Source organism: Marinoscillum sp. (assembly GCF_965229915.1).
GTDB lineage: Bacteria > Bacteroidota > Bacteroidia > Cytophagales > Cyclobacteriaceae > Marinoscillum.
Genome location: NZ_CBDDJZ010000001.1, coordinates 3,044,750 through 3,058,665, shown reverse-complemented (window position 1 = coordinate 3,058,665; position 13,916 = coordinate 3,044,750). Strand labels below are relative to the sequence as shown.

General features: G+C 43.6%; 14 protein-coding genes. 3 read left to right on the top strand and 11 right to left on the bottom strand.

Translation table 11 applies throughout. From position 1 onward, the window contains the following. Positions 1–19: 19 nt before the first annotated feature. Positions 20–655 (top strand): DUF6134 family protein, encoded by a 636-nt coding sequence (locus tag ACO067_RS13275; RefSeq protein WP_421874829.1) that lies wholly within the window; start codon positions 20–22, stop codon positions 653–655. Next, positions 652–1,677 (top strand): DUF697 domain-containing protein, encoded by a 1,026-nt coding sequence (locus tag ACO067_RS13270; RefSeq protein WP_421874828.1) that lies wholly within the window; start codon positions 652–654, stop codon positions 1,675–1,677. Before ACO067_RS13275 ends, ACO067_RS13270 begins: the two co-directional genes overlap by 4 nt. Here ACO067_RS13270 and ACO067_RS13265 read toward each other — a convergent pair. The 11 genes from ACO067_RS13265 to ACO067_RS13215 form a co-directional block, all read right to left on the bottom strand. Further along, positions 1,674–2,561: a tetratricopeptide repeat protein gene (locus tag ACO067_RS13265; protein ID WP_421874827.1), complete on the bottom strand. Its 888-nt coding sequence runs from the start codon at positions 2,559–2,561 to the stop codon at positions 1,674–1,676. The two genes, ACO067_RS13270 and ACO067_RS13265, sit on opposite strands and share 4 nt — an antisense overlap. Before the next feature lie 65 nt (positions 2,562–2,626). Next, positions 2,627–3,640 (bottom strand): helix-turn-helix domain-containing protein, encoded by a 1,014-nt coding sequence (locus ACO067_RS13260; protein WP_421874826.1) that lies wholly within the window; start codon positions 3,638–3,640, stop codon positions 2,627–2,629. Between the two features lie 90 nt (positions 3,641–3,730). Continuing rightward, positions 3,731–7,741 carry a VPS10 domain-containing protein gene (locus ACO067_RS13255; RefSeq protein ID WP_421874825.1) on the bottom strand — a complete coding sequence of 1,337 codons (4,011 nt, stop codon included), beginning with the start codon at positions 7,739–7,741 and terminating at the stop codon, positions 3,731–3,733. Positions 7,742–7,756: 15 nt separating this feature from the next. Next, the gene (locus ACO067_RS13250; RefSeq protein WP_421874824.1) at positions 7,757–8,119 is read right to left on the bottom strand and encodes a hypothetical protein; all 363 of its coding nucleotides are present in this window, start codon (positions 8,117–8,119) and stop codon (positions 7,757–7,759) included. Positions 8,120–8,302: 183 nt separating this feature from the next. After that, the gene (gene ftsY, locus ACO067_RS13245) at positions 8,303–9,256 is read right to left on the bottom strand and encodes a signal recognition particle-docking protein FtsY (protein ID WP_421874823.1); all 954 of its coding nucleotides are present in this window, start codon (positions 9,254–9,256) and stop codon (positions 8,303–8,305) included. A 92-nt stretch (positions 9,257–9,348) separates the two neighbouring features. Continuing rightward, complete coding sequence (locus tag ACO067_RS13240; protein WP_421874822.1) at positions 9,349–9,504, bottom strand: DUF4295 family protein; 156 nt, start codon at positions 9,502–9,504, stop codon at positions 9,349–9,351. Between the two features lie 2 nt (positions 9,505–9,506). Next, positions 9,507–9,689 (bottom strand): 50S ribosomal protein L33, encoded by a 183-nt coding sequence (rpmG, locus tag ACO067_RS13235; protein WP_115867038.1) that lies wholly within the window; start codon positions 9,687–9,689, stop codon positions 9,507–9,509. Positions 9,690–9,747: 58 nt separating this feature from the next. Then, on the bottom strand, positions 9,748–10,464 hold the full coding sequence (locus ACO067_RS13230) for an SIMPL domain-containing protein (RefSeq protein ID WP_421874821.1): 717 nt from the start codon (positions 10,462–10,464) through the stop codon (positions 9,748–9,750). Beyond that, a complete protein-coding gene (locus ACO067_RS13225; RefSeq protein WP_421874820.1) occupies positions 10,454–11,908 on the bottom strand; it encodes an aminopeptidase P N-terminal domain-containing protein in 1,455 nt (484 codons plus the stop codon). The genes ACO067_RS13230 and ACO067_RS13225 overlap by 11 nt, the downstream gene beginning before the upstream one ends. A gap of 172 nt (positions 11,909–12,080) precedes the next feature. Further along, a complete protein-coding gene (rpmB, locus tag ACO067_RS13220) occupies positions 12,081–12,320 on the bottom strand; it encodes a 50S ribosomal protein L28 (RefSeq protein WP_421874819.1) in 240 nt (79 codons plus the stop codon). Between the two features lie 66 nt (positions 12,321–12,386). Then, positions 12,387–12,542: a DUF5522 domain-containing protein gene (locus ACO067_RS13215; protein WP_421874818.1), complete on the bottom strand. Its 156-nt coding sequence runs from the start codon at positions 12,540–12,542 to the stop codon at positions 12,387–12,389. Between the two features lie 79 nt (positions 12,543–12,621). Between ACO067_RS13215 and rocD the strand changes: the two genes are divergently transcribed. Further along, positions 12,622–13,902, top strand: coding sequence for an ornithine--oxo-acid transaminase (gene rocD / locus ACO067_RS13210; protein ID WP_421874817.1), 1,281 nt, complete (start codon positions 12,622–12,624; stop codon positions 13,900–13,902). Positions 13,903–13,916: the final 14 nt, after the last annotated feature.

Sequence of the window (13,916 nt, the reverse complement as noted above, 5' to 3'; positions counted from 1 at the left end):
ATTTAACGAATAACCACTATTGAAACCACTTCTAGTTACCTCCAGTTTTATTTTCTTAGTCACATCGTCACTTTGGGGACAATCACTTATCTATGATGTGATCCGAAATGGCGAGTCCATGGGGGTCACCAAGGTCAACCGACGAGTGCAAAATGACATCATCTCCTACGAGCTAATAACACAAACCGAATTTCGAATCCTTTTCAAATTTGAGGTGGAGTATGAACTGGAAGAGAGCTTTCAGGGAAGTGTACTCACTACCGGATCAGGGTTTAACACCCTGAATGGGAGCCGGCAAAAAACGACAAAACTCAATAAGAAAGACCAGTACTACGAACTGATCATTGACGGTATCCACACGAAAATAGATGAAGTGGAAATTCGAGATTCTGTATCTGAGGTCTACTTCGAAGAGCCTTATCACAACAAGGAGGTATTCTCTGCCTATTTTGGCAGGTACCTCACATTTGAGAAGTTGGGTGAGCATAAGTACAAGCTCACCTCACCCGATGGAGTAAATGAGTATACCTACGAAAATGGCATTTGTACCTATGTAAAAGTTAGTCGAGACTTTGCCACATTTAGCCAGGAACTGAAACCTGATCTGCTGGCAGCCGTGAGAAATAATACGTTTGCCAAAAGCATTTCCAAATGATCAGATCCATTAAAAAGCTGTTTATCCCTTTGAGTCTCCTGGTGATTTTGGGATTTATCCTCTTCATGATCAACCAAATATCAGGTGTTTATCTCATAGTGCGAGCCAACAGCGAGATCATGGCAAACATCTTATTGGCTGTGATGGTGCTGCTAACGGCTGGTTTAGTAGCCTGGCCCTTTCTACTCTATCTAAAGTTACCTCAGCCACTGAAGCTGCCAAATGATGAGGAGGAGTTGATTGTCTATCGCAAACGGATGCTCAAAAGGCTGCAACGCAACAAGACCCTCAAACTTCAAAACCACGTGCCAAAATCAGTAGATGACTTGGAGGCTAGTCTGACCAGGCTGGACAAAGAGGCATCTAAAGTGGTGCATGAAACGGCAACAGCTGTTTTTCTGACCACTTCGGTTTCACAAAATGGAAAACTGGATGCATTGACCATCCTGGCCACTCAATCGCGAATGGTATGGAAGATTGCACATATTTACTATCAGCGACCTACACTTCGGGAAATGGTTTACCTCTACGCCAACGTAGCTGGAGCTAGTTTTCTCGCTTCAGAAATAGAAGACCTGGACATCTCTCAGCAGATAGAGCCAGTCATCAGCTCTTTCCTTCGAAGCTCAGCAGGTAAGTCCATACCTGTGATTGGTCCCACTGCGCACATTGTGCTAGATTCACTACTGGAAGGATCGACTAATGCTTTCCTTACACTACGTGTGGGACATATCACCAAAAAATACTGTGGATGCAACCAGGTAGCTTCTAGATCCAAATTGCGGAAAGAGGCCTTTTTTGGTGCAACCAAAGAGCTTCGAACGATCATTGTCGAGTCTTCTGGCAAAATCATCAGTGGACTAGCCCGCGCTACTCGCAAAGCTGGTGCAGATACCATCCGCTCCGGATGGGAAGGAATCAAAAATGCTGGATCCAAAGTGGCTGATGGAATCACTGAAGCAGGCAAAAAGGTCAACCCTTTCAAGAAAAAGGACCAACCTTCTCTACCTGAAAGTGATTAATTTTCCTTTCTTTTCACATAAAGCCCATCAAATCCTGCAGTCCAGGTTTCGCCTCCATCGGATGAGTTTTCGAATAGCTGACGTACGGAACCATCCTCATTAGCGGTGAAGGTCAGTCGGGATTTCACCACCTGGCCAGCAGGGTTTAGGAAATCAGCTACGAACTGAATCATTCCCTCTTCTTTGTCCACTTCGGTGTAGTCTAGTACATTACCACCACTAGCCACCCAGGTCTGGTGCCATTTCTTATCCAGTGGATTATAGTAATTAATGCTTTGACCGGAGAAATTACCCGGGGTGGTGTAGCTCTCGTGCAGCGCACACCCTCCTTCCGCCAGAGTGATGTTGTTTTCACCCACTTTTCTGCCGTTTACCATCACATCCCATTCGCCTATCCAAAAATCAAAGTGCCTCCTCACAGGGTCTGCAAGGCATGGGAAAGCATTTTCCTTAACTCTTTGCAGCGCTGCAACAAACCTTTCCTGTTCTCTAAATGTCTTCCACTCATCTTCATTCTGAAGCTGTCCAAAATTGTTAAAGCCCTGTTGGGCAGCAGTCGATAAGGTTTCGTACATTTTTTCAGTATTGCCTTGCAGAGCATAAACCTTGGACTTGTTGTACAGTGTGTAGCCAGGGTAAAAATTGGTCTCCAGTGCCTTGTCAAAATTCACTAGAGATGCTTCGTAATCACCCAACTTCATCTGACAAAAGGCAAGTCTATACCATGCCGAAGAATCAGCGCTATTCTTCTTTACGTATTTTTTATAGTCTTTTTCTGCATCGGCCCATTGTTGGTTTTGATAGTTTGCATCAGCAGTTTGTTTCAAGTCCTGAGCAACACCAGTGAAACATGATAGCATTAAAAGGATTGCAAGAGTTTTCATGATCTTTTTGAATCAATAGTATTCATGAAATTCCTCCAGGTGGTAAAATCCTATGATATTTTACCTTATTGCAACTGAGGATCCTGACTTAGTACAGCATCTCTAAACTCAGATGGTAAGAGGCCTGTAAATTTCTTAAAAGTGTTGTTGAAGGTGACCTTATTGTTGAATCCGGACTGGTAGGCGATTTGAATCAGTGTGAGATCATTTCCCTGCTGTAACAACCGCTTACTTTCATCCACCCGAAACCGGTTGACAAACTCTGAAAAATTACACCCTTCTAACTCATTCACTACCTGAGAAATATGATTGGGGGAATGTGATAGCGCATTGGAAATATCGGAGAGTTTCAGATCACTCTCCAGGTAAGGTCGGTCTCTCTCCATCATATGGATTAGTTCCTGGTGAATTGCCCTTGCAGAAGAGGTGGTCAGCCCGGACTTATCATATCTTGGCTGCTTATAGTGCAGAATAGAGCGATCGATGAATGCGCTGTAGCCAATAAAATAGATGAAGAAAGACGAAGCGAAGGATACCATGTAGTCATATTCCAATGTCAGTACCCGCGTCCAAACCAATACAAAATAACCCAGGAAAGTGCACGTATAACCGAGATAGCTCAAGCCAATTGCTTGCATGCGTTTGGAACTATGTCTTAACTCGAAAATACCTACAACTGCATATGCCAATAAGTGGATAATTTGACAAATCACCTGAGCCTGGATCACTATGGGACGAACCTCCACTACCAGATAAGGCAGCAAGAAGAAGTACACAGTATAGATGAGGAAAGGTGCCCAGTGAATTGGGGCTATTCGTTGCTTTTTGATCCAATAGAGAAATAGTGGTCCCAGAGTATAAGTAAGCCCTTGCGTTACTGCAATTGCTCTCGGCAAGACTGAGAAGTACTTCGTCCAGTAGATCACGTAGTAGATCATGATCAGGCTAAAGCTTGCCATCATGAATGCAAGTAGGTTTGACTGCTTTGTTTTTTTCGAGAACAACCCCACAGCCAGTATCAAACCTTGCAGTCCGACGACTAAAAATATTACGGTCCAGTGATCAAAGGATGGATTCATCTTGATAGAATAACAAGAGGAAGATACGAATCCCTAATCAAAAGAGAAATCCAATAAAAGCCAGCTCAACTGTGAACCGGCTTTTATAGCTTATTGTACGATTACCTTTTGTGATTGACTGACTCCATCAATGGAATACTTCACAAGGTAGACACCTCTTTTTAGGCTATTTGAATCCCAAACAACCTCTCGGTTACCTCCTGTATTTATCACATCCATTCGTTTGCCATTAAGGTCATACACCATCACTTCTGAAGGGACCGTACCTGCAAACCTGAGCGTTGCTTCATTCACAACCGGATTAGGATATATGGATAGATTCTCTTGTGACTTCCCTGTACCTAAGATGGATTCTGTCTGAATGCTGAGGTTATCAATGACCCATCCGTAGCCTGATTCTGAAGTATTCGAATGAAGCCTAAACCGGATCATTATCGTTGAGCCATTGGCAAAATAATTGACGAGCGGAACCGAGTGCGACTTAAATAGGGAAGAGGTCACAGTGCCACTTTGGAAGGCATCGGTCCAATCATCATGAAGCGAAGCATCATAACCTGTCCCCAATGGAATCCAGTTTTTACCATCAGATGACCCTTCTACGACGACATAGTCATTAAAAGCATCGTCACCAAAAGCACTGCCAGCAGCACCTGGTTCTACCAAAGCAATGTCCTCATAGCTGAAGTCTGATCGATTGAGTTGTACCCGAATTGGAGTACGCAAATAAGCATAGTGATCCACTCCGTCAGCATATGGGTGATCTGAGTGAAGAGCTGCATCTTCTAGTTCATCTGTAGCTGTCAGTACCAAGCCTCCAGACACAAAATCCGCCGCAGCACTGGAAAAATCGGTTTGGTAACTGTCTGCTACCTCACCCAGTTTTACAAAATAGAAATCTTGCTCATCGGTCTCATATGGTGTACCATTGAGATATCCAATCACTTTAGTAGACTTCAAGCCATCCACAGCTTGCTCTGCAAAAGTCAAAGTGGTTTTTCCGGCAGCAACCTCTCGGTCTGTCAGAACCAATTGGTCGTTTAGAAATACCAGAACCGAATCAAAGGAAGCCGCATATTCCGTTTCCAAAAGCCACTGTCCAGAAATATTGGTGTATCCATTGGTCACCAAAGGCGCCGAAACAATGCCCGATACAGATACCGACCAAATTCCACGACCGTAAGTAGCAATCACAATTTGGTCATCGACCTGCTTAAAATCATAAATATTAACAGGAGGCATATTGCTATCGAGTAATGACCAGCTAGCACCTCCATCCATCGATTCGATAATGCCTATTTCCGAACCTACCCATATTCGATCGGTATTGTTTGGGAATACAAATAGGCAATTGACAGCCACATCAGGAAAGCCTCGATCACTCGCTGCTCCTGTTCCATCAAAGCCTGAGATATCTTCCCAGTTTTGGCCCAGATCTTCTGATTTGATCACTTTTGGAAATCCAGCGAAAGAGAACAACGCATATACCACCTGATCATTGACAGGATGCGTGCCGATTCCTGATACCGCTCCAAGGTTGAAAAGGTCATAGTTGGCACATGGTGCAAAGTTGGTTCCTCCATTAGTGGAGACAAATAGCCGAGCTCCGCTATGCAGTGCACCTCCTGCCCAGACCACATCTGGGTTGGCATAGGAAACCTCTACATCAGCGCTGTTGGAAAAGCTCCATAGTTCTGGATTTTCCATAGCTGTTGTGGCCCAGTTTCCACCAAAATTATTGGATTTCCAGACACCCTTAGTCCCCACTGTAAATAGTCTATCAGGTAAGTTTTTGTGATGTGCCAGACGAGTGATGAACGGACCATCATCGTTGAAACCTGATGTAGCGCCGGTCCAGTTAGAGCCACCATCCACTGTTCTGCGAAAGTTATTATACTGTGAGCCACCAATGATTCTGTCTGGGTCTGTGCCATGCCACAGAGTTTCAAATCCATCCCCGCCGATACCAAACGTGGCATCAACAGCTGCTCCACCCTCTACTCCTGCACGATGATACCAGGTGCCATTATCCTGCATACCACCAGCATATCGATTTTGACCTGGTGCTTTGTCAGCGCTGTAAAACTGCGTGGTATTATAGCCGTAGCTTATAAACTCATAATGACCTTCTACAGGACCTGGATTAGATGAAGACACGGTACGATACACGCCTCCGTCATTTCCCACCAACATGCGGAAAGTCTTAGCATTGTCATTAAGATCATACATCACTATGTTGTGTTGATCAGGATGAAGACCCTGTGATCGTGTAGCCTGAGGAAAGCCATTAGGCCCATCAAACTGACCATAGGCATCGGTCACGCTAGTGGTTACTTTAGTGGTTCCAACAGTAATCTGGAAGTTTACTTGAAGATTACTTTCTGGCAATGAAGCAGCATTAAACGATGCTCCGGAAGCCAGAACTGGCCAAAAGAAATACATTTGATTGGTCTCATGACCCCCTGTGACCGAGATAGAAGCATCCGCCGATTCACTATAAGGCACATTGTGGATATACAGGTATTCTCTGGAATGATTCTGTGTAGCCCCTTCTGTATTAGGAGCGATTAAGTTCCAGTTGCCATCTTCCTGCTGGTCTCTAAATGAAGCCATTAGCTGTACGTTGTTTTCTGTATCCCATACCTGAAACGGTACTTCTACATAATCTTCATACACATAGTCATTCTTAGGAACACTTGGTCCCTGACCACCTACTGTGAAACGATGCGCTTTTTGAGTGCCCTGACCAAACCTGATTTCTACTGGCAAAAGATCCTCTTCACTGACAGTGCCCACGTCCATTCCACCGCCTAGATAAGCTCCCCCAAAATTGATGAAAGACATAAAACTAGCCGTTCCACCCTGTTCAGGTTGGATCGATCTAATCTCCGTTCCCTGTCCGCCATTCAGCTCAAACTTCCATGTATTTACTCCGCCCACATAGACTATATCCTCGTCAAAAGGATGAGCAGTAATGATGTTGTCATACCATCCCTGTCCACCCAGAAAGTCTTCATTGCTACCAGATGAATTCACTGCCAATAGCCAGCTTTGCGCACCATCATTACTCACATACAGATCTGAACCATTCCCGCTGAGACCGCCCTCTACAGAAGCCCAAATGCGATTGGTATTGACTGGAGATACGGTAATTTCCACACGACCAGAAGGGACTAAGCCCTCGCTGGCATCAGTCCAGGTAGCTCCACCATCAGTGGACTTGATAACACCCAAAGCTCTCACTGCCACATACAGCGTATTGAAATCTGAAGGATCATAGTCTATATCGTCATAGCGCTGAGAGGTAGAGCTCCGCACTCTTGTCCAGGAAGCGCCACCATCAGTAGTCTTGTAAATGGCAGCTCTAAAACCACCCCAAACGGTATTTCTTGTAGTAGCCAGCACGGTGTTCTCATCATTAGGGTCCACCACGATGCGTGACACATTCTTAAAATCGGGCATCTCAGATGGATCGGCTATTTGCGTCCAGGAGAGACCTCTATCCGTAGATTTGAACATCCCGGATCCATCAATATCACTGGTAAAGTGCTCGCCGGTACCCGCATAGATCACATTCGTATTGCTTGGGGCCATCACTAATGTGTTCACTCCCAGATTTGGAATATCAGAGGAGATGTATTCCCAAACTTGCCCAGCATTAGTCGTCTTCCAGATACCGCCACTGGCTGCCCCGGCATAAAAAGTCTCTTGATTGGGATCATCAGGGTCTACTATGAGTGCTCTCGTTCTTCCACCTACGTTACCTGGTCCACGTTCCACAAAATCAAGAGAATTGGTTCGGTACTTTCGAGCAGACTGAATCGATTTCTTAGCTTTTAAAAACTCTTCCATCACCTGGTTGGGCCCATAGTTGGGAGACTCCTCGCCTATTCTGGTTCTCAGCTCACGCTGTATGATACCATGTAACTCGGGTGCGTCAGTTTTCGGATCACCATTACGCTCTTCTTGGATCTTGTGCTGTGCATACTTCTGATATGCAGTAAGTGATTGTTCTTCACTTTTAGTAAGAAGATATGCAACAGCTACCAATAGTATAAGGATAGCGGCACCTCCAAGTGCTTTGAGTGTTTGGGTTGTTTTCATAGTAGTTGAGTGCAATTAGCGGGATTCCTGTAGGGTGGATGTTTCACCGGAATCTACATTGACTAGATAAGTATTCGTTGTGGAGTTTTGTTTATCTGAAATAACTTCTGATTGAACCTTAATGATCAATTCTCGATCTGCATACCAATTGATGATGGCATTTTTTCGTTCCGGACCATACAACACCTGGCCGGTTGCCGTATCAATCACCAGAAAGGTCTTCCATTCGGACCCGACCACTTCTGGTTTGGACATGCACAAGGCCAGTTCGCCACGATCTACCTGCACAAAATCTTCACCCAGTTTATCGGAGATTCGATCTTTGAGTTCAGTTTCAGAAATGGATTGATTAGAGCCTCTGCAACTCAGCAGTAGCACCAAAATGGAAAATAAATACAACCGGTACATCAATCAAAACTAGCACATATTGACTTGAAATAGTGTAGTCTCATTAGAGTAAAATCAACGGTTAAAACATTGTAAGGAAAACACACAGCATTTGCCTGCAACGTTTTGCAAATCAGTAAAATACAGGATTTTATTCTGAGTTGAAATGAGGATTTATCGAGTGAAAAAGGAGTCTACAAACTCCACCTTGTTAAAGACCTGAAGGTCTTCCACTCGCTCACCCACTCCAATGTATTTGACAGGAATCTTGAATTGATCAGAAATGCCGATCACTACGCCGCCTTTGGCGGTGCCATCCAGCTTGGTTATTGCTAATGAAGTCACATCCGTGGCTTTTGTAAACTCTGTGGCCTGTACAAAGGCGTTCTGCCCGGTGCTACCGTCCAACACGAGCATCACCTCATGTGGTGCTTCGGGGATAAATCGCTGAATCACTTTTTTGATCTTGGAAAGCTCATTCATCAGATTCACCTTGGTATGCAAACGGCCGGCAGTATCGATGATCACCACGTCCGCGTTGTTGTCCACACCATATTTAGCAGCGTCAAAGGCTACAGAGGCAGGGTCAGTATTCATTCCTTTGGAGATGACGGGAACACCCACTCGCTCGCCCCACATGATCAGCTGATCCACAGCTGCTGCACGGAACGTGTCCGCTGCACCAAGCACCACATTTTTGCCAAGCCCTTTCAGTTGAGCGGCTAACTTGCCAATAGTGGTAGTCTTACCTACACCGTTCACACCGACTACAAGTAGGACATATGGGCCATCTACTTTCGGCAACTCAAAACTCTTAAGATCTTGTGTGTTGTTTTCTTCTAGCAGGCCAGCTATTTCCTCGCGAAGGATCTTATTGAGTTCGGAGGCATTGAGGTACTTATCCTTAGCAACACGCTGTTCGATACGGCCGATGATTTTGATGGTGGTATCTACTCCGACATCTGAGGTGATGAGCACTTCTTCCAGCTCATCCAACACTTCATCGTCTACTGTTGATTTACCAACAACTGCCTTACCCAGTTTATTGAAGAAACTCTCCTTGGACTTTTCGAGTCCTTTGTCCAGAGATTCCTTCTTCTCCTTGCTGAAAAATGATTTTAGGCCCATAGTAACGTTCGAAAAAGCGAGGACGGAAAATAACAAAAAAGTCCCTACACAGAGGGACTTCAGTCAAAGAATATCTTTAAAGTAAGACCTAATTAGTCTTTCTTAGCCAATACGTTTTTTACCTCTGCCTCAGGAACCATCTCCTCACGGTAAGCGTATCCGCCTTTATCGTTCTTGATGGCTCTGATTACTTTAGCGAATTTTGCTCCGCCGGGCTGCTTTAGGGTTGCAACTACTTTCTTAGCCATGGTTATTTAATTTCTTTATGTACAGTATATTTTCTCAAGATAGGATTATACTTCTTAAGCTCAATACGCTCAGGAGTATTTTTCCTGTTCTTTGTAGTGATGTAACGTGAAGTACCCGGCTGTCCACTGTTTTTGTGTTCAGTGCATTCCAGGATTACTTGAATTCTATTGCCTTTCTTTGCCATATTCTTCGCCCAATTATTAAAAGGAGTGCAAATGTAGTATAGAAAATTGAAAAATCAATTATTCTATATAGTATTCCACTGTAATTTTTCTCGAAACCTTGGATGGCTCTACATTAAACCCACCAAACCTGGAAGATCCATAGCCAATATCTACTTTTTCCTCTACAGCTTCAGCTGCGAAAACATCCCTGTTAATAAAACGCTGTGAGAAATTCACTTTGGCAATCTCCTTCAATTTAAACTTCCCTGACGTAGCCAGTAGATCCGCCTTACTTCTGGCATTATCAAAAGCTCTACGGGTTAATTCCTTTTCGATTTCATTCGTTCTCTGCTCTGAAAACTTTAAGTCCAGTTTGTAACTGGCTTCAATATTAAAGTCTTTGAGAATATTTAAAATCGTCAGAATCTTCTCTTTATCTGTTTTGAACTTGGTCGTTAATGTTTGTGAAGCGTCTACGTGCTCTTCATTGGTTTTATAATCTATCCTTTTGTTACTCTCAAAATAAGAAGTCAGTAAATCCTCCTTTACTAAAAAGGAGTTTTCGGTCAATACTTTTACCGTTTCATTTAACGCCTTATCCAAATTGGATAAAGCCTTTTCTTGATTCTCAGCTTTTTCAGAAAATCTAAGGGTCAACTTGGTAACATCTGGAATGTAATAATCAGAAGCTTCTCCATCTACAATAATAGAGCGAGATTCCTGTGCCTCTGCTTGCCACAAAGTGAGTAAAAGGATTAAAGAATATAGCGCCGACTTCATCAATTTATTTGTCATTTAAGGAAGGTAAAATAAAGTCATCCAGCGGACTTGGCTCTTTCATCAATTTTTCAATCTCCTCACTGGTGCGAGGTGCCAGATCAGATAACAATTCGCATCCATCCTCAGTGATTAGGAAATCATCTTCTATTCGCACGGCGATTCCCCACCATTTTTCATCACATTTGGCATTTCTTGGAATATAGATCCCTGGCTCAATCGTGATGGCCATGTTCGGTTCCAGGTATTCATACTGCCCTTTATCATGCACATCCAGCCCAATGTGATGCCCCAGTCCATGCGGATAATACCAATGTCTTTGGTTCACGCTATCGATGATCCCAAGCTCTACCAACCCTTCATTGATAATTGGTTTGACGATGCTTTCATTTAAATCTCTGGAAATATTAACTCCCGGTTTGCAGGCCTCAAATGCCGCTTGCTGCGCTTTGTAAACCAAATCATAGATGGCCTTTTCCTCTTTAGAAAACTTACCATCGATAGGTATGGTACGAGTCACATCCGCCGTATATCCATGATATTCGGCTCCCAAATCCATAAGGATCATCTCATCACTCTCTATCTCCGGCTTATAGTTTTCAATGTAGTGAAGGATGCATCCATTGTGTCCTGCTCCAACTATAGAAGGATAACCTTCATATTCTGCCTGGTATTTCTTAAAAATGAACTCGTGTATCCCCTGCACTTCTCGTTCGGACATGCCAGGACGCATGGCTTTCATGACTTCACGCTGAGCAATACAAGAAATATCTACGGCCTTTCGAATCAGCTCAAGCTCTGCTTCGGTTTTTACACCTCGCAAAGACACCATGATCTCATCCAGAGATTCAGTATCCAGGTTTTGTGCTTGAGGTTCCAGCTCCAAAGATTCCGAACTCGGGTAGTTAGCCTTTTCCTTAAACCACGAAATCAGATCAAACAAATCTCCTTTGACTCGTGTATCACGCACATCATTGTCAAAGTCATAGAACAACACCTTATCAAACGAGGAGAAGTCGATGTTGTACTTTTCAAACTCGCTGTTATTGAATGCCTGGTTGATGGCTAGTTTATCCTGGACTCCTTCAGTACCCAATCTCCTGCCAGTCCAGAGTTCTGCCATAGCGTTTCTTGGTTGGATAAATACAATTTCATTGTAATCTTCACCATCAGGACTTTGCTGATTGTCTTTGAAGATGAGCAGTACCGCATGCGGTTCGGTATAGCCAGTCAGGTAATAAAAATTAGGGTCTTGATGATAGACGTAATCAACATCATTGGCCCGGTTTCTCACCGGATTAGAAAAAATCACCGAAACACTGTTTGGAGGCATTTGCCCACGAACCAATTCGCGTCGTTCCTTATGGAAATCAGAAGATAAAAAATCAGATGGAAGATCTGGCTTTTGTGCCTGTACCAGCGTGACAACTAATACAGCCAGAATCGATAGGCATTTTTTCATAATTGTTTCGAGTTGTTGTGTCCTTCGGATGCAAGGTATTCAATTCGTCACTGATCTGGTATGCAAGTTTGACGAATGGCGGAAAGCATGTAGAATAGCATGCAAATAAGAAAAGCCCAATTCCACAAGGGGAACAGGGCTTAGTTTCTATATTAACAGGTAAAGACTCGAATTAAAGAGAAGTAGTTCCCTTAACTCTTGCTTTCTTGATCTCGTTGTAAATTCCGTTTTTGTTGATTGTTCTCAACATAGAAGTAGAAACGCTGATAGTCACCCATCTGTCCTCTTCTGGAATGTAGAATTTCTTTTTCTGAAGATTTGGATTGAATCTTCTCTTCACTTTGTTATTTGAGTGAGAAACATTGTTACCTACTCTTGGTCTCTTACCTGATATTTCGCAAACTTTTGACATGATTTCTCAGTTTTTAAAAACGGACTGCAAAGATCGCAAGAAACTTGAAAATAGCAAACACGGAGTCTAATTTCTTTTGAAGTCATAGGGACAGTGCCTACAGCCACTCTTGCAGCAATAGCCTCTTTTGAGGTGGTACTTCTCAGTGAAGACCAAAAATCTCTCCGGGGTATAATAAAAATCTTCCTCCTGTAAACCTTTAAACTTCTTTCCTTGCGCCATCTCCGTGCGAAAACATTACTTTTGGAACCTCAAATTTGAGGCTTTGTTTTAGTACCACAGCAGAATAAAGAAAAGATTTATGGCAACAGATACCAAAAAGAAATCAGCCAAGGAATATATAGACCTTGAAAGCAAACATGGTGCGCACAACTACCACCCCTTGCCAGTTGTACTAGCCAGAGGTGAAGGTGTACATGTATGGGATGTAGACGGCAAACAGTATTATGATTTTCTATCGGCATACTCAGCCGTAAATCAGGGCCACTGTCACCCTAGAATAGTGGACACACTAAAGTCACAGGCCGAAACACTCACACTAACCAGTAGAGCCTTCTTCAATGACATACTGGGACCCTATGAAAAGTATGTAACGAATTACTTTGGGTTTGATAAGGTACTCCCGATGAATACTGGAGCAGAAGCTGTGGAAACAGCCATTAAAATCTGCCGCAAGTGGGGATATGAGAAAAAACGAGTGGATGAAAACAAAGGTCAGATTGTTGTATTTGATCAGAATTTTCACGGGCGAACTACCACGATCATCTCCTTTAGTTCAGATCCTGATGCTAAGAAAAACTTCGGGCCGTATACCCACGGCTTCATCAAGGTGACTTACAATGATATAGATGCCCTAAGAGAGGTCTTTGCTGATAATGACAACATTGTGGGGGTGATGGTAGAGCCCATACAAGGAGAAGCCGGAGTGATGGTGCCAAATGACAATTTCATGGCAGAGATTGCTAAGTTGTGTAAAGAAAACAATGCACTATTCATCGCTGATGAGATACAAACCGGGATAGCCAGAACGGGAAGTTTGCTTGCCGTATGTGGTGATTGCACTTGTTCAGGCCACTGCGAAAAGCAAAAAACCTATGTGCAACCGGACCTGCTTGTATTGGGTAAAGCACTTTCTGGTGGAGCTTATCCAGTTTCTGCTGTTCTGGCAAATGATCCAGTGATGGAAGTAATCACTCCAGGGACACATGGGTCTACCTTTGGTGGTAACCCGCTTGGTGCTAAAGTAGCTATGACTGCTCTGGAAGTGGTTAAAGATGAAAAACTGGCTCAAAATGCGCGTAAACTGGGCAAGATCTTCCGAAAGCGCATGGAAAAACTAATTGAAAAAACGGATTTGGTCTGTGTGGTAAGAGGCAAAGGCTTACTCAATGCGGTAGTGGTGAACGACCATCCTAGCAGCAGCACCGCGTGGAACATTTGCGTGAAGTTGAGTGAAAATGGGTTGCTGGCCAAACCAACTCATGGCAACATCATTCGCTTTGCTCCACCTTTGGTAATGACTGAAGAACAACTACACGAATGCTGTGATATCATAGAAAAAACGATACTAGCATACAACTAGTCGAAAATAATGAG

Coding starts and splice junctions, on each gene's coding strand:
- rpmB (WP_421874819.1), bottom strand. CDS start 12,320: ATGTCAAAAGTTTGCGAAATATCAGGTAAGAGACCAAGAGTAGGTAAC.
- rocD (WP_421874817.1), top strand. CDS start 12,622: ATGGCAACAGATACCAAAAAGAAATCAGCCAAGGAATATATAGACCTT.
- ACO067_RS13270 (WP_421874828.1), top strand. CDS start 652: ATGATCAGATCCATTAAAAAGCTGTTTATCCCTTTGAGTCTCCTGGTG.
- ACO067_RS13265 (WP_421874827.1), bottom strand. CDS start 2,561: ATGAAAACTCTTGCAATCCTTTTAATGCTATCATGTTTCACTGGTGTT.
- ACO067_RS13260 (WP_421874826.1), bottom strand. CDS start 3,640: ATGAATCCATCCTTTGATCACTGGACCGTAATATTTTTAGTCGTCGGA.
- ACO067_RS13230 (WP_421874821.1), bottom strand. CDS start 10,464: ATGACAAATAAATTGATGAAGTCGGCGCTATATTCTTTAATCCTTTTA.
- rpmG (WP_115867038.1), bottom strand. CDS start 9,689: ATGGCAAAGAAAGGCAATAGAATTCAAGTAATCCTGGAATGCACTGAA.
- ACO067_RS13215 (WP_421874818.1), bottom strand. CDS start 12,542: ATGGCGCAAGGAAAGAAGTTTAAAGGTTTACAGGAGGAAGATTTTTAT.
- ACO067_RS13255 (WP_421874825.1), bottom strand. CDS start 7,741: ATGAAAACAACCCAAACACTCAAAGCACTTGGAGGTGCCGCTATCCTT.
- ACO067_RS13240 (WP_421874822.1), bottom strand. CDS start 9,504: ATGGCTAAGAAAGTAGTTGCAACCCTAAAGCAGCCCGGCGGAGCAAAA.
- ftsY (WP_421874823.1), bottom strand. CDS start 9,256: ATGGGCCTAAAATCATTTTTCAGCAAGGAGAAGAAGGAATCTCTGGAC.
- ACO067_RS13225 (WP_421874820.1), bottom strand. CDS start 11,908: ATGAAAAAATGCCTATCGATTCTGGCTGTATTAGTTGTCACGCTGGTA.